The 16,091-nt window shown below is 37.2% G+C and carries 17 protein-coding genes; 15 read left to right on the forward strand and 2 right to left on the reverse strand.

Going from position 1 to position 16,091, the window contains the following annotated elements; all coding sequences use genetic code 11:
* Positions 1-24 precede the first annotated feature (24 nt).
* The 7 genes from KH109_RS05850 (at position 25) to KH109_RS05880 (ending at position 8,118) form a co-directional block, all read left to right on the forward strand.
* Positions 25-1,122 (forward strand): NAD-dependent epimerase/dehydratase family protein, encoded by a 1,098-nt coding sequence (locus KH109_RS05850; protein ID WP_155086933.1) that lies wholly within the window; start codon positions 25-27, stop codon positions 1,120-1,122.
* Entirely contained in the window at positions 1,123-2,289 is a 1,167-nt protein-coding gene (locus KH109_RS05855; protein ID WP_285364503.1) for a nucleotide sugar dehydrogenase, read from the forward strand.
* A gap of 36 nt (positions 2,290-2,325) precedes the next feature.
* Positions 2,326-2,772: a VanZ family protein gene (locus KH109_RS05860; RefSeq protein WP_295216727.1), complete on the forward strand. Its 447-nt coding sequence runs from the start codon at positions 2,326-2,328 to the stop codon at positions 2,770-2,772.
* A 264-nt stretch (positions 2,773-3,036) separates the two neighbouring features.
* Positions 3,037-3,840 carry a CpsB/CapC family capsule biosynthesis tyrosine phosphatase gene (locus KH109_RS05865; RefSeq protein WP_295216729.1) on the forward strand — a complete coding sequence of 268 codons (804 nt, stop codon included), beginning with the start codon at positions 3,037-3,039 and terminating at the stop codon, positions 3,838-3,840.
* Positions 3,841-4,083: 243 nt separating this feature from the next.
* Complete coding sequence (gene nrdD / locus KH109_RS05870; RefSeq protein WP_295216732.1) at positions 4,084-6,234, forward strand: anaerobic ribonucleoside-triphosphate reductase; 2,151 nt, start codon at positions 4,084-4,086, stop codon at positions 6,232-6,234.
* A 145-nt stretch (positions 6,235-6,379) separates the two neighbouring features.
* On the forward strand, positions 6,380-6,877 hold the full coding sequence (gene nrdG, locus KH109_RS05875) for an anaerobic ribonucleoside-triphosphate reductase activating protein (RefSeq protein ID WP_295216733.1): 498 nt from the start codon (positions 6,380-6,382) through the stop codon (positions 6,875-6,877).
* 2 nt (positions 6,878-6,879) lie between these two features.
* A complete protein-coding gene (locus tag KH109_RS05880; protein ID WP_295216736.1) occupies positions 6,880-8,118 on the forward strand; it encodes a chloride channel protein in 1,239 nt (412 codons plus the stop codon).
* A gap of 165 nt (positions 8,119-8,283) precedes the next feature.
* Here the strand turns inward: KH109_RS05880 and KH109_RS05885 are convergent, their stop codons facing one another.
* Together KH109_RS05885 and KH109_RS05890 are read right to left on the reverse strand one after the other, a co-directional pair.
* Complete coding sequence (locus KH109_RS05885) at positions 8,284-8,832, reverse strand: gamma carbonic anhydrase family protein (RefSeq protein ID WP_156719554.1); 549 nt, start codon at positions 8,830-8,832, stop codon at positions 8,284-8,286.
* A gap of 17 nt (positions 8,833-8,849) precedes the next feature.
* Complete coding sequence (locus KH109_RS05890; protein WP_295216741.1) at positions 8,850-9,803, reverse strand: nitronate monooxygenase; 954 nt, start codon at positions 9,801-9,803, stop codon at positions 8,850-8,852.
* A gap of 536 nt (positions 9,804-10,339) precedes the next feature.
* Here KH109_RS05890 and KH109_RS05895 point away from each other — a divergent pair.
* The 8 genes from KH109_RS05895 (at position 10,340) to fabD (ending at position 16,091) form a co-directional block, all read left to right on the forward strand.
* A complete protein-coding gene (locus KH109_RS05895) occupies positions 10,340-10,474 on the forward strand; it encodes a rubredoxin (protein ID WP_004693422.1) in 135 nt (44 codons plus the stop codon).
* A 101-nt stretch (positions 10,475-10,575) separates the two neighbouring features.
* The gene (locus KH109_RS05900; protein ID WP_105085442.1) at positions 10,576-11,088 is read left to right on the forward strand and encodes a DUF177 domain-containing protein; all 513 of its coding nucleotides are present in this window, start codon (positions 10,576-10,578) and stop codon (positions 11,086-11,088) included.
* 25 nt (positions 11,089-11,113) lie between these two features.
* On the forward strand, positions 11,114-11,290 hold the full coding sequence (rpmF, locus tag KH109_RS05905) for a 50S ribosomal protein L32 (protein ID WP_004693428.1): 177 nt from the start codon (positions 11,114-11,116) through the stop codon (positions 11,288-11,290).
* A gap of 317 nt (positions 11,291-11,607) precedes the next feature.
* On the forward strand, positions 11,608-12,168 hold the full coding sequence (fapR, locus tag KH109_RS05910; RefSeq protein WP_105085443.1) for a transcription factor FapR: 561 nt from the start codon (positions 11,608-11,610) through the stop codon (positions 12,166-12,168).
* 3 nt (positions 12,169-12,171) lie between these two features.
* Positions 12,172-13,200, forward strand: a complete 1,029-nt coding sequence (plsX, locus tag KH109_RS05915) for a phosphate acyltransferase PlsX (RefSeq protein ID WP_156719551.1) — start codon at positions 12,172-12,174, stop codon at positions 13,198-13,200.
* Positions 13,184-14,179 carry a beta-ketoacyl-ACP synthase III gene (locus tag KH109_RS05920; RefSeq protein WP_060924752.1) on the forward strand — a complete coding sequence of 332 codons (996 nt, stop codon included), beginning with the start codon at positions 13,184-13,186 and terminating at the stop codon, positions 14,177-14,179. Before plsX ends, KH109_RS05920 begins: the two co-directional genes overlap by 17 nt.
* Before the next feature lie 15 nt (positions 14,180-14,194).
* On the forward strand, positions 14,195-15,139 hold the full coding sequence (gene fabK / locus KH109_RS05925; RefSeq protein WP_105094461.1) for an enoyl-[acyl-carrier-protein] reductase FabK: 945 nt from the start codon (positions 14,195-14,197) through the stop codon (positions 15,137-15,139).
* A gap of 10 nt (positions 15,140-15,149) precedes the next feature.
* Entirely contained in the window at positions 15,150-16,091 is a 942-nt protein-coding gene (fabD, locus tag KH109_RS05930; protein ID WP_295216748.1) for an ACP S-malonyltransferase, read from the forward strand.

Here is a 16,091-nt window from a genome sequence, read left to right on the forward strand (position 1 = left end):
AACAGAACTATGAAAGGAGTACATATGCTTTCAAAAAATGTAGACTTAAACAACACGGTGATCCTAGTAACGGGAGCCGCTGGATTTGTAGGGGCTAATCTTGTTATGTCCCTGTTATCTGAAGCAGAAGGAACTCAAATTATCGGCATAGATTCTGTTAATGATTACTATGACGTGGCCTTAAAAGATTATCGATTGCAACAAATTGATGAGATGAGCAAAGATAATAAAAATACGTGGATATTTAAAAAAGGGAATATTGCAGATAAGGCCTTTATTGAAGAAATTTTCTCTACTTATAAACCACGTGTTGTTGTTAATTTAGCAGCACAGGCTGGTGTGCGTTATTCTATTACGAATCCTGATGCTTATATTGAGTCTAATATTATTGGTTTTTACAATATATTAGAGGCTTGTCGACATTCTTATGATAACGGTGGAAGTGGAGTAGAGCATTTAGTTTATGCATCATCGTCTTCTGTATATGGAGCGAATAAACAAATTCCATACTCTACAGATCATAAAGTAGATAATCCTGTATCTCTTTATGCGGCTACAAAAAAATCAAATGAATTATTGGCTTATTCTTATGCCAAGTTATATAACATTCCTAGTACAGGACTTCGTTTCTTCACTGTATATGGTCCTGCTGGTCGTCCGGATATGGCGTACTTTGGTTTTACTAATACATTGCGTAGTGGTGGTACCATAAAAATCTTTAACTATGGTAATTGTAAACGTGACTTTACCTATATCGATGATATTGTAGAAGGCGTATCCAAGGTTATGTGTGCAGCACCAGAGCGTCGTAACGGAGCTGATGGATTGCCAGTACCACCATATGCTATTTATAACATTGGTAATAGTCATCCTGAAAATCTCCTCGATTTTGTACGTATTCTTTCAGAGGAATTGGTTTCTGCTGGTGTATTACCAGAAGATTACAATTTTGAAAACCATAAAGAATTAGTAGCTATGCAACCAGGCGATGTACCTGTCACTTATGCAGATACAAGTGCTCTAGAAGAAGATTTTGGATTCAAACCGAATACATCTTTACGTGAAGGGCTACGGAAATTTGCTATATGGTATAAAGAGTTTTATATGACGGAGGGCAAATAAATGAAGATTTCAATTGCTGGGACCGGCTATGTAGGCCTTTCAAATGGTGTTTTATTAGCACAACATAATGAAGTAGTAGCCCTCGATATTATTCCTGAAAAGGTAGAAATGTTAAATCGCAAAGAGTCACCTATTGTAGATGCAGAATTGCAAGAATATTTGGCAACAAAAAAATTAAACTTTAAAGCTACCTTGGATCCTGTAGAGGCTTTTACAGGTGCTGATTATGTTATTATTTCGACTCCTACTAATTATGATCCTCAAAAGAATTTCTTTGACACATCTTCTGTAGAGCAAGTTATCAAAACAGTATTAGATATCAATCCAGATGCTGTTATGGTTATCAAGTCAACAGTACCAGTTGGGTATACCGCTCAAATGCGTAAAGAATTCGACACGGAGAACTTGATTTTCTCTCCAGAGTTCTTACGTGAAGGTAAAGCTTTATATGATAATTTACATCCTTCCCGTATTGTGGTAGGAGAAGACTCTAAAAGAGCTCGTTGTTTTGGTCAACTATTAGCTGACGGTGCCATCAAAGAAAATGTGCCTCAATTATATACGGATTCTACGGAAGCAGAAGCTATTAAATTATTTGCTAATACTTATTTAGCATTGCGCGTTGCTTACTTTAATGAGTTAGATTCTTATGCCGAAGTTCGTGGCCTTAGTACAAGCCAGATTATTAATGGTGTTTGTTTAGATCCTCGTATAGGCGACTTCTATAATAATCCATCCTTTGGTTATGGAGGTTATTGCTTACCAAAAGATACTAAGCAATTATTAGCTAACTATAATGATGTTCCACAAAATCTAATTTCTGCTATTGTAGATGCTAACAGAACTCGTAAAGACCACGTTGCAGATGTTATTATAGGAAAGAACCCCAAAATTGTTGGCATCTATCGCTTGACTATGAAAATGAACTCTGATAACTTTAGAGCATCTGCAATTCAAGGTGTAATGAAACGAATTAAAGCTAAGGGGATTGCAGTAGTTGTTTATGAACCGACTCTTGATGCAGAAGACTTCTTTAATTCCCCTGTGATTCGTAACTTTGAAGACTTTAAACGTGTTAGTGATGTCATAGTAGCTAACCGTTGGGATAAGAGTTTAGAAGATGTGAAGGATAAAGTTTACACAAGAGACATTTTTGACCGCGATTAATATAAGTATATGTATTGTGGCGTTTAGGAGAGTAGTATGAAACGTTGGATACTATATATCCTGTTAGGGCTAATAGTATTTTTTATATGGGATAATTCGATGCAGAATGGTGGATCATCAGATGGATTTAGTTTACTTTTTGCAGAGACTTTGACTCCTATAGCAAATAAATTAGGCTTTCATGGAAATATATGGACCTTGAATAGGATTGTTCGAAAATTAGCACATCTCACAGAGTTTACAATCCTTGGTAGTGTTTTATATACGATTCTACGTCGATATATTACATATGGTACCGTAATTAAGACTATAGGTTTAGGAATGTTGATAGCTAGTCTTGATGAATTTATACAAAGATTTTCACCAGGCCGTAGCTCTCAGTTCTCTGATATTTTGATAGATACAGTAGGTATTTTTATTGGTATTTTAGTGGTAAAATTAGTCTATTATATCAGGTATAAGAGAAGTACATTTAAAAATTAAATTGTTAATAATATACAGATGAGTGAAAAATACCTCATAATCTTAGCGATTATGAGGTATTTTTAATGAAGGAAACATGAAAATATAAACAATGTATTAAATGAACAAATTATAATTTATCTATTTTTATATAAAAATCACTATACAAGCGACTTTTCCCTTGATATAATCATGAATAGAAAATGAAAAACAAATGAGAACAACATGAAATTTATAAAGAGAACGATATCTGTAAGGGGTTATCGTAAGTAGAAGGGAAAGAATATGAATCGCGTGGTTGACTTACATGGTTGCATTTTGCCAGCTGTGTTAGGGCCTCAAGGGCCACAAACAATGGCAGAATCAGTAAAAATGATAAAATCTTTGGCTGAACAAGGAATTACAGATATTTTCAGTACTCCTGATGTGACAGTATCTATGGATATGAATACTTGGGATGAAATGGAAACAACATTGAATGATGTAAAACTTGCGGTAGGTGAGCAACAAGTAGATGTTACTATTCACAGTGGTGCTCGCGTTTTACTTTGTGATGAAATGGTTGAATATATCGTTGCTCATCGCAATCAGTATTTGTTGGGTAATAGCCATTTTATGTTAGTAGCATTACCTGAAAATAGTAAGGTTCACCATATTAATGCATGGTTGCTAAGCTTACTAGATATGGGCATTGTTCCTATCATTAGTGAAGTAGAAACGCATCGCCAATTATTTACAAAACCAGAACAGTTATTGGAATGGGTAGATAAAGGAATTTTAATTCAATGTAACATGGCATCCTTTAATCATAGTAATGCTAATTATCATAGAGCAATCGAACTATATCGTAATGGATTAATTCACTTCTTTGGCACTGGTTATTGTAGTGAACGTGATGTACAAGCGCATCAAGGGTATGTAGAAGCTATTTCTAAATTAGACAGTACATACAAAAAAGATTTGTTGCCAAATATTCATCTCAATGAGCGCGATCTTTTAGCTGATCGCACATTCTATCCTACTGTTCCTTCTAGTTGGGTAGGTCAAAAATCTAACTTCTTGACTCGTCTATTTGGGTTTACATTATAATTTAAATAGGTTCTTTTATTCATGCTATATTAGCATGGCTGAAAGAACCTATTTTTACTTTATATAGTATTTGTTCTTGAAAACAACCACCATATATAGTATACTGAGTTAGCGGTAAAAATAGAGAGTTTACTAATAATTCTTTACATTTTTACATATAAATTTATAAAAGTATGGTATACCATACTTTTTTCTTTGTCATAACATATATTTCAGCGGTAACAAAATGGGGAGGTTGCCAATATGTTGCAGGTCATTAAACGGGATGGTACAAAGGTACCTTTCGACAAAAACAAAATTGCTTTGGCTATAGAAAAAGCCGAGCATAGTAGTACAGGGTTGTACGAAGAGGGGTTGGCACAGCGTATCGCTGATGAAATTGAAGAATATGCTACAAAGCTCCAAAAGGACATGACAATTTATGCTATTGAAGATCAAGTGTATTATAAGTTGATTGAGTATCATAATCCTGCAACGGCACGTGCCTATGAAGGTTACAAAGCTGTTCAAGCTTTTAAACGTCGTCAAAATACTACAGATGATGATGTAATTGGTTTATTAGACCGTAGTAATGTTAGCGTTCTCGACGAAAACTCTAATAAGGATGCTGCGATTGTATCTACACAACGTGATTTAATTGCCGGTGAAGTATCTAAGGATATCGCGCGTCGTAAGTTAATTCCTACAGATATTTTAGAGGCCCATGATAGTGGTGCCATTCACTTCCATGATATGGATTACATTATCCAGCCTATGTTTAATTGTTGCTTAATCAATTTGGAAGATATGCTTACAAATGGTACAGTTATCAATGGTAAGAAGATTGATACACCTAAATCTTTCCAGGTTGCATGTACGGTGACAACACAAATTATTGCTCAAGTTGCATCTGGGCAATATGGCGGTCAAAGTATTAATGGCATTGATCGCATTTTGGCACCATTTGTACGTAAGTCTTACGAAAAGATTCTTAACAATGTTATTGAAGAACAAGTTGAGATTTACGGTATGGAGCCAAATATGGAAAAGGCTCGTGAAATCGCATGGAAACGTACGCGTAAAGAGGTTAAGGATGGTATTCAAACTATCCAGTATCAAATCAATACATTGATGACTACAAATGGTCAGTCTCCATTTGTTACGTTGTTCATGTATTTTAAACCTGATTATGAATATGCTAAGGAAGCTGCTCTTATTACAGAAGAGATTTTGCGTCAACGCATTAAAGGTGTAAAAAATGAAGCTGATGTATATATTACACCAGCATTCCCTAAATTGATTTATGTTCTTGATGAACATAATGTAACGCCTGATAGTCCATATTATTACTTGACTGAGCTCGCTGCACAATGCACTGCTAAACGCATGTACCCAGATTACATCTCCGCTAAGAAGATGAAGGAAAACTATGAAGGGAATGTATTTAGTCCAATGGGTTGCCGTTCTTTCTTATCTCCTTGGAAGGATGAAAAAGGAAACTATAAATTTGATGGACGCTTTAACATGGGCGTTGTAAGCTTAAACTTGCCACAAATTGGCATTTTGGCTCGTGGTAGTGAAGAAAAATATTTTGAAATTTTAGATAAACGTCTTGAATTAGCAGAAAAAGCATTGTTATTACGATACAATCTTTTGAAAGATGTAGTGAGCGATGTGTCTCCAATTCACTGGCAACATGGTGCCATTGCGCGCCTTAAAAAAGGAGAAAAAATCGGTCGTTTCCTTACTGGTGGTTATGCAACGATTTCTCTTGGCTATATCGGTATTTATGAAGCAACTCGATTGATTACAGGCGAATCCAATACAGGTGAAAAAGGCCGTGTATTTGCAATGAAAATTATGGATCGTTTAAACGATGCTATTAACCTATGGCATGATAAACATATTCTTGGCTTTGGTTTATACGGTACTCCTGCTGAAAGCTTAACGAATCGATTCTCTTCTTTAGATCGTGCTCGCTTTGGTGTAATTGAAGATATTACTGATAAAGGCTATTATACTAATAGTTATCACGTAAATGTACGGGAAGAAATCAATGTATTTGATAAGTTTAATTTTGAATCTGAATTCCAAAAGAAATCAACTGGTGGTTGTATCTCCTATGCAGAAATTCCAAATATGACTAATAATATTCCAGCCGTTTTAACTATGATTCAATATATTTATGACCATATTTCTTATGCTGAATTTAATACCAAGTCTGACTACTGTCACGAATGTGGTTTTGATGGTGAAATTAAGGTCAATGAAAATAATGAGTGGGAATGTCCTCGTTGTCATAACACAAACCGTGATAAATTAACTGTTATTCGTCGTACTTGTGGTTATTTGGGTGAGAACTTCTGGAATGAAGGCCGTACGAAAGAAATCAAAGATCGTGTAATGCATATCTAATAATAGATAGCATCACTGTTATTATTATAATTCTATACATGGTAAAAGCTGTGCCTAGGGCACAGCTTTTACTATACATGTTAAAAATTGAAATATATCTATATAGTGTTGATCAAAGTTGATATGCACTACTATGGAGGTAATTATGAGATATGGGCAAATAAGACAATATGATATTGCCAATGGAGAAGGAATTCGTACATCTATCTTTGTGACTGGATGTACGCATTGTTGTTATAACTGCTTTAACGAAGAATACCAAGATTTTAATGCCGGTAAAGTATGGACACAAGCTGAAACAGATCTAGTTGTCTCTTATGTTAAGAATCCTACCTGCTCAGGTTTAACTTTATTGGGTGGAGAGCCTTTCCAAAATGTACAAGGTTTATTACCTGTAGTAAGAGCTGTACGAGGGGCTGCACCGGAAAAGAAAATTTGGGCCTATTCCGGGTATGAAATAGATGATATTTTAGAGGATGAGTTGAGAAGTGCTTTATTACAGGAAATTGATATCCTCGTAGATGGTCGCTTTGTAGATGAACTTAAAGATCCAGCATTACGATTTAGAGGTTCATCTAATCAACGTATTATAGATGTTAAGAAAACATTAGAAACTGGTGAAGTTGTGTTAGCAATGGAGTAAGTATGGCATTTGATAAACGTTTAATAGGTCTCATAATTGTTGTTGGATTTATAGCGGGATTAGTAGGGGCTTCTTATACACATTTAATGCATAGTATTCAGCATTTTGTATATCATTATTCTTCTGCAGATCATATGAGTTTTGGTGCTGCTGTAGCGCGAGTATCCCCAGTAGAACGATTGATACCACTGATTATTTGCGGTCTCATAGGTGGTGTGGGCTGGTTTCTTATTCACCGATATGGTAAAGGTGTTGTAGATATTAAAACTGCGGTTTCCGGTAAGATGGATATGAATCCTATCACTACTGTTTTACATGCAACTTTACAAATTATTACCGTAGGTATTGGTTCACCATTAGGACGAGAAGTCGCACCACGTGAAGCCAGTGCAGGGATTACAACTTTTTTAGTTAAACATTTTGATATAAAACAAGAAGACCGCCAACTATTGATTGCTTGTGCAGCAGGTGCTGGCTTGGCAGCGGTTTATAATTCACCGTTATCGGCAGCGATTTTTACGTTAGAAACATTGCTTCTTACATGGAATATACGGGCTATGAGTGCTGCTCTTGTATGCTGTGGATTAGCAACCTTTGTAACGAGACAGGCGGGTGTAGGGGATGTTATTCAATATACAATGGCTCAACCTAGCTTGGGTAGCCATTATGTTGAATTCTCCATTGCCTTGGGTGCTATTGTTGCGTTAGGTGTAGTTTTATTTAATATTACACAAAGTAAGTTACCAGCTATTCATCGTAGCAGTCCTGTTATGATTCCCATTTCTATCGTAGCATTTACACTTATCGGTGTATTAGCTATGTATTTCCCTGAAATTCTTGGGAATGGTAAAGCTGGAAATGAATTAACCTTTACCAATGAAATTACATGGACTTATGCATTAGGTTTATTTGGTTCTAAGTGGGTAGCAGTACTACTCGCATTAGCAGCAGGTGCATATGGTGGCCGTATTACTCCATCTATGATGTTGGGAAGTACGCTAGCTATAGTATTTGGTACCATTTGGTCTATTGCTGTAGCACCTATATCATTAGGCATGGCAGCCTTCATTGGTGCCGTAGCATTCCTTGGCCTTGCTCAAAAGATGCCGATGACATCTTGTGCATTTATGCTTGAGTTATCTAGGTTTTCTGTAGAGATGTTGTTCCCTATAGCATTGACCATGGGGACAGCACTTATGGTAGAACAAATTGTTCAGGCTAAATTAAAGACTAGTAAATAGTTATTAACTAGAGTATTTATAAATGTGTATGACTACATATTTTTATTACCTTGAAATACTATAAAGGTATAATGCTATATTTAGTTATATAAAGGCATATTAAGCTTGTGAATAAAAAATAAAAGCGGATAGTTGTGATCAACTATCCGCTTTTGTTATATGTAATTATACGATCTTAGCATTTTTATCGTATTCCTCGCCACCTGCATCAGGAAGCATACCGTATTCAATAGTCCATAAGTGTTTATATTTTAAAGCTTGGTTGTGAATACGTTCGATTTGAGTTTCGTCTGTGCGAACAATACGAGCAGGAATACCTACGACTAAAGAGTTAGGTGGGATGACAGTGTTTTCTTTTACTACCGCACCGGCTGCAATAATAGAGCCAGAGCCAATATGACAACCACTTAATACAATGGCACCCATGCCAACTAACACATTGTCTTCGATTGTACTAGCATGAACGATGGCACCGTGGCCGATTGTTACATAATCGCCAAGGACGCATGCTTTATCGTCGTCTACATGTAATACAGAGTTGTCTTGTACATTAGAGTAACGACCTACTACAATCTTATTTACGTCACCACGAAGTGCACAGTTTTGCCAAATAGAAGCATATTCTTTAAGTTCTACATCACCAGCAAGTTCTGCACCGGGCATTACGCAACTTTTAGGATCTAATTTTGGATATTTTCCATGAAATGGTAACATATGGTACTCCTAATTTATTAAACAATTTCAAGAAGGCGTTGTGCCTTACGAATAGACATAATTGCTTCGTTCATTACAGTTTGAACAATTGTATGAGCTGGTTCAATAGCGACAAGACGATTCAAAGCTTGACCAACTTGTACCGCGCCGTTTACAACATCGCCATCGATAGCGGCGCGTTTATTAGTGCCTTGAGACATTTTTGTACGCTCTTCAGGTGTAGTAACACCATCAGTTTCTGCTGCTAAATAGCGAGTAGTAAATTCATTTTTTAAGCTGCGAACACCGCCGTGGCCAGAGAGAAGACCGGTTACAACAGAATCAGTATCTGTAGCTTTGATGATTGCTTCTTTCATATTTTGATGTGCATGGCATTCTTCCGCTAGCAAGAAGCGAGAGCCCATTTGTACACCTTCCGCACCCATTAGTAGTGCAGCTGCAAGACCGCGACCATCTACGATAGAACCGGCAACTACTACAGGAATAGAGATTTCTGGTAAAATATTTTCCATTAAGGACATTGTTGTTTGGCTACCGATATGACCACCAGCTTCCATACCTTCTACGATCATCGCATCAGCACCTGCTTCTTCGATACGTTTAGCCAATTTAAGGGAAGGGACTACAGGAATAACTTTGATACCAGCCTCTTGGAGTGGTTTGATATATGGTACAGGATTACCAGCACCGAGTGTTACAAATGCAGGTTTTTCTTCGATAATAATATCGACTAACTCATCTTTATTAGGTGCCATTAACATGAGGTTAACACCGAAAGGTTTATCAGTTAACTCTTTACATGCACGAATTTCATTACGTGTCCATTCAGCATCACGACCACCAAGGGCGATAACACCTGTTGCGCCAGCATTAGCAACGGCAGCTACTAATTTGTGTTCAGATACCCAAGCCATAGCACCTTGGATAATAGGGTATTCAATTTGTAAAAGTTCTGTTAAAGCTGTTCTCATAAATCCTCCTATGATAACAATATAAATGATGATTTCTCTAGTTAATATTTCATATTAAGAAGGTAAATATCTTATTATGAGTATATTGCATAGAAAAGTAAGAGTTCATAAGTACATACTTATATAATATGTTATTAATTTAGATGTTTTAGAATATAGAGTGTGACCATATTCTCTTCTATATATAATAGTATAATATATAAATTATGTACACCTTGGGTAGTAGTTGATTTACTTAATATACCAAAAATAATTGGTATAATAATTATTTTTGGTATTGAAACATCGAAATGATGGAGGAGTGTGTTGGTTCATATTTAGGTCTAAATCCCTCTAAATGATAATGTGTTTCAAATTATGGAGTAGCACAAATCCGCATATTATATATGCTTTATAAATATTATAAAAAATGAGAAATTAAGAAAATGAGTATTGAAAAGTTTCGATATCTTTGATATACTACATTACAGATAGAGTATCTGAATTATAAAAGATAAACATTAAACAATAATTTTCAAGTGAAGGAGGAAATACTCATGGAAAAATACGTATGCGTAGTATGTGGTTGGGTTTATGACGAAGCTGTTGAAGGCGTAAAATTCGAAGATCAACCAGCTGATTATGTTTGCCCAATTTGCGGTGTTGGTAAAGACCAATTCGAAAAAATGTAATTGACTTACCAAAAAGACTATCTTGAGTCCGCTTAAGATAGTCTTTTTTATTTGACAAAGCACTATGTCATGTTTATAATATTATGAGTCGAGGTAAGATTATGAAACTGCAAGTAGAGCAAGCAAAAGAACATATAGGAAAGAAATTTCCTTATAGCTATACGATACCAACCTCTGAGCTTGGTGACGTAACTGCTTTTCCTTGGAGCCGTCATGATATAACCATTAATGGTGAGTTTTGGTTTGATGGTCAAAATTACATCGTTCAAGGTTCGATAGAGTCTAAAGGTGATTACGAGTGTTCACGTTGTTTAACTACAACAGAGCATGATCGTAAGGATTCCTTTGAGGAAATCTTTAGTGATTCTAGAGACGTTGCTGAAGATGTGATTCCTTTCGATGGAGAGGAAATTGACTTAACCGAACTAATTAGGGATACATTAATCATCAATGAGCCCTCTCAAGTGTTATGTCAGGATGATTGCAAAGGATTGTGCGTTCATTGCGGAGCAAATTTAAATGTTTCACCTTGTTCTTGTGAATCCTTTGTGGTGGATCCTCGATTTGCAGAGTTACGTGCTTTGCTTGATGAGAAAGATGATAGATTGTCCTAATGATTGTACTAAGGAGGTGCAGATAATGGCAGTACCTAAGCGTAGATTGTCTAAATGCCGTCGCGATCGCCGTCGTGCTAATTGGAAATTAGAAGCTCCTGGTTATGTAGCATGCCCACAATGCCACGAACCTAAGATGCCTCATCGTGTTTGCCCTACATGTGGTCACTATAAAGGTGAGCAAGTAGTAGCTAATGCTTAATATGTGAGCGGAAAAAAGACGCCTACTGTAGTAGTAGGCGTCTTTTTTGTATGCTTTTGTATACTTTTAGTAATATATAACTTAATATACTTGATATGCATTAGTCAGTGCCATTATTTTATAGTAATATAAAGCTGTAGAATAGTGGCATTTTTTATACTTTTATAAACAAAAAGATACTTAAATATAAAATAATAACTATATTTGGTATATATGTACAAAATCTGTTACTATATGTATGAAAAGCCTTGCAAATAAGGGAATTATTGTATATACTTAGGATGTAATATTAATACTAGGTCATAAAAGGTGGTCCCATGAGTCGGTTAAAGAAGCAAGAGCGCCAAAAGCAGTTACAAGAAAAACTGAATATTACGCCATTTCTTACTGATGAAGAATTGGCAACACATTTTAATGTAAGTGTGCCAACGATTCGTCTAGATCGTCTAGAGTTGGGCATTCCTGAATTGCGTGAACGCATACGCGTCATGGCTACAGGTCAATCACAAGAAGCGGTAGAACATGTACCGTACGAAGTGGTTGGTGAACTGATCGATGTTACGGAAGGACAACAAGCATTATCAATGCTACGTACTACTTCTGACATGGAAGATCGATTTGGACATGTAGAGCCACAGTATTTATATGCTCAAGCAAATTCCCTCGCAAAGGTAGTCATGGGGACTACTGTTTGTTCTGCGGAGGTTGGAAATATAAAATATAAAAATCCAGTTGGAGCTGGTACTAATCTGGTGGCAAAAGCAGAAATTGTGCGTCGCCGTGGTAATAAGTTCTTTATTTGGGTCATTATAAGAGATAAAATAAAAGAAGTATTTCGCGCAAAATTTATTATGGAATCCGTAGAGAATAGGGTGTAGATTATGAAAATTGCAATAGACGCCATGGGTGGCGACTTTGCTCCATTGGAGACTGTACTAGGATCCATTGAAGCCGTACGAGCAAATGAACACATTGAAGTGGTGCTCGTCGGCGATGAGCAGCAAATTTTTAATATATTAGAAGCTAGGAATGAAGCTAAGAATCCACGCATTTCTGTACACCATGCCAGTCAAGTCATCGGTATGGATGAGCATCCAGGACAAGCATTGCGTAAGAAAAAGGACGCATCCATTGTGGTAGCAACATCTTTAGTTCGTGATAATGCTTGCGATGCCGTGATTGCTCCTGGTAGTACAGGTGCAGCTGTAGCAGCTGCATTGTTTGGCCTCGGTCGTATTAAGGGGGTTGATCGCCCGGTTATTGCAACTCCGATGCCAACAGTTAGTGGTATTACTGTTATGTTAGATTCTGGTGCTAACTCAAATAGTAAACCAAAACATCTTGTACAAGGTGCATTGATGGGTTCTGAATATGCAAAACTTTTATTAGGTAAAGAAGAACCTACAGTAGGGTTATTAAATATTGGCGAAGAAGCCACTAAGGGGAACGATGTCGTTCTAGCCACATATCCAATTTTGGAACGTATGAAAACTATTAACTTCAAAGGTAATATTGAAGGCCGTGATATTCCAAAAGGGGTCGTAGATGTTGTTGTTTGCGATGGTTTTGTCGGTAATGTGGTACTTAAATTCGCAGAAGGCTTGGTAACAGGTCTTACACAATTAGTAAAGGATAGCATTATGGCAGGTAGTATTTTTGCCAAAATTGGTGCTATGCTTGTAAAGCCAGCTTTAAAAAAGATGGCAAAACGCTTAGATCACACAGAAAATGGTGGTGCTCCACTCTTAGGGGTTAATGGGGTGTTTATGATTGCTCATGGTAGCTCCAAAGCTAAAGAGATTAAAACTGCTATTGAAATTGCTAGTGATTTAGTAGAACGTAAAATTATTCAACACATAAGAGAAACAATGGATATTGAAGGAGCCTTGAAGTATGACTATGATGAGTAAACCGGTTGGAATCATTGGTACTGGGAGCTTCCTTCCTGACAATGTAGTAACAAACTTTGATCTAGAAAAAATGGTTGATACCAATGACCAATGGATTAGAGAACGTACTGGTATTGAGGAACGACGCATTGCACCGGAAGGTATGAATACATCCTATATGGCGACTGAGGCAGCAAAAAAAGCTATGCAAATGGCTAAGGTTAGTGCCGAAGATATAGACGTGATTATTTTTGCTACCTTAACACCGGATATGATTATTCCTTCAGCCGCTTGTGTATTACAAGCAAATTTAGGCGCTAAGAATGCAGCGGCCTATGATTTACAAGCTGCATGCTCTGGCTTTGTATATGGATTGATTACTGCAGCTAGCTATATTAGCTCCGGTTTATACAAAAAGGTGCTCGTTGTGGGCGCTGAAATTCTCTCCCGTCGAGTAAATTGGAACGATCGTAGTACAAGTATCCTCTTTGGTGATGGCGCTGGTGCCGCAGTAGTATCTGAAGTCCCTGAAGGTTATGGCATTAAAGGTGTTGATATGGGTGCCGACGGTACTGGTGGTCCATCTCTTTGTATTCCTGCAGGTGGTACAGCCGTAGTTGCCAATGACCAACGCATTGAAGAAGGTTTAACATTCATTCATATGGATGGTTCTGAAGTATATAAATTTGCTGTTAAAACGATGGGGCGTACTGTTTTAAAATCTTTAGAACGAGCTGGAATGGAACTTAATGAGTTGGATTTCTTTATTCCACATCAAGCAAATATTCGTATTATTGATTCGGCTGCAAAACGCTTACATATGCCGATGGAAAAAGTATTTGTTAATTTACATAAGTATGGTAATACATCTGCCGCGTCTGTAGCGATAGCTTTGGACGAAGCTAATCGTGAAGGGCGTTTCAAACGCGGCGATAATGTTGCGTTTGCAGGATTTGGTGCAGGCCTTACATGGGCTAGCCTTGTCTTGAAATGGTATTAAGGAGGACACATCAAGATGATTAAGACTGACATTTGTGATTTATTGCAGATTGAGTACCCAATCTTACAAGGTGGTATGGCTTGGCTCGGTACTGCAGAATTAGCGGCAGCTGTTTCCGAAGCGGGTGGCCTTGGTATCATTGGGGCTGGTCATATGCCTCCTGATATTTTCCGTAATGAAATTCACAAATTAAAAGAGCGCACAAACAAACCATTTGGTTGTAATATTATGCTCATGTCTCCATTTGTTAAAGAAGTTATGGAAGTAGTTGTGGAAGAACGCGTTCCTGTAATTACAACAGGTGCTGGTAATCCTGGCGTGTATATTCCAGCTTTAAAAGAAATCGGTACTAAAGTAATTCCTGTAGTTGCTTCCGTATTACTTGCAAAACGCTTGTTGCGCGGTGGTATTGATGCAATTATCGCAGAAGGTACAGAATCTGGTGGTCACGTAGGCGATATTACTACTATGGCATTGATTCCACAAGTAGTAGATGCTGTAGATGTTCCAGTTATCGCAGCTGGTGGTATTGCTGATGGCCGTGGTATGGCTGCAGCCTTTGCATTAGGCGCTCAAGCAGTACAAATGGGTACGCGATTCGTATTATCCGAAGAATGTATTGCTCATGAAAACTATAAAAATGCAGTATTGAAAGCAAAAGATCGTGCCACTGTTATGACTGGTTTAACAACAGGTCACCCTGTACGTATCATTGATAATGCATTAGCTCATAAATATAAATCCCTTGAATTTAGCGGTGGTTCCAAAGAAGATTTAGAAAACTTAGGTGCAGGCACACTTCGTAAAGCTGCTATTGAAGGTGATGTAAAAGAAGGCTCTGTAATGATTGGTCAAATCTCTGGCATGTTAACAGATGTTAAACCATGTGCAACTATTATCAAAGATATCATGGCTGAAACTGAAACTGTAATTAAAAAACTTCAAGGTCTTGGTAAATAAGGAGGCCCTTATGAAAACGGCATTTGTTTTTCCTGGTCAAGGTTCCCAAAAAGTAGGCATGTTACAAGATTTGTACAATGCATATCCTATTGTGAAACAACGTTTTGAAGAAGCTGACGAAGCGCTTGGTTATTCTATTTCCAAATTGTGCTTTGAAGGCCCTGATACTGAACTTGTTAAAACTGCTAATACACAACCGGCTATCTTAACTGCATCAGTAGCTTGCTATGAAGTTCTTAAAGAACAAGGCTTTACACCTGATATCGTAGGTGGTCATAGTCTTGGTGAATACAGTGCTCTTGTAGCGGCAGGTGTATTGAATTTTAAAGATGCTGTGTATGTTGTTCATAAACGCGGTGAATATATGCAAGAAGCTGTGCCATTGGGCAAAGGTGCTATGGCAGCAATTTTAGCTTTACCTCGTGAAGAAGTTGTTGAAATTTGTAAAGAGGTTAACGATTCTGTTGGTTCTGTGCAAGCAGTTAACTTCAACTGCCCAGGTCAAATTGTTATTGCAGGTGAAACAGCAGCGGTAGAAATTGCAGCAGAAAAGATGAAAGAAGCCGGTGCAAAACGTGCTGTTATGCTTCCTGTAAGTGCTCCATTCCACAGCCGTTTGATGGAACCTGCAGCTCTTCGTTTAAAAGAAGAGTTGGATAAAATCCAAGTGAGCGATGCTCAAATTCCTGTAGTGGCAAATGTGACAGGTAAAATTTTGACTAATGCAAACGATATTAAAGAATCCTTAGTTACTCAAGCAGCTAACCCTGTATTGTGGGAAGACTGCGTAGCTGAAATGGTTAACTTTGGTGTAACTCGATTCGTTGAAGTAGGTCCTGGTAAAGTACTTACTGGCTTTACTAAAAAGATCAATAAAGATATGGAATTAGCCAATGTTGAAGACATTGCATCCTTAGAGAAAACGCTTGAATTTTTGAAAGGGGTTCGATAA

The sequence above is a fragment of the Veillonella sp. genome, assembly GCF_018381775.1.
Taxonomy (GTDB): domain Bacteria; phylum Bacillota; class Negativicutes; order Veillonellales; family Veillonellaceae; genus Veillonella.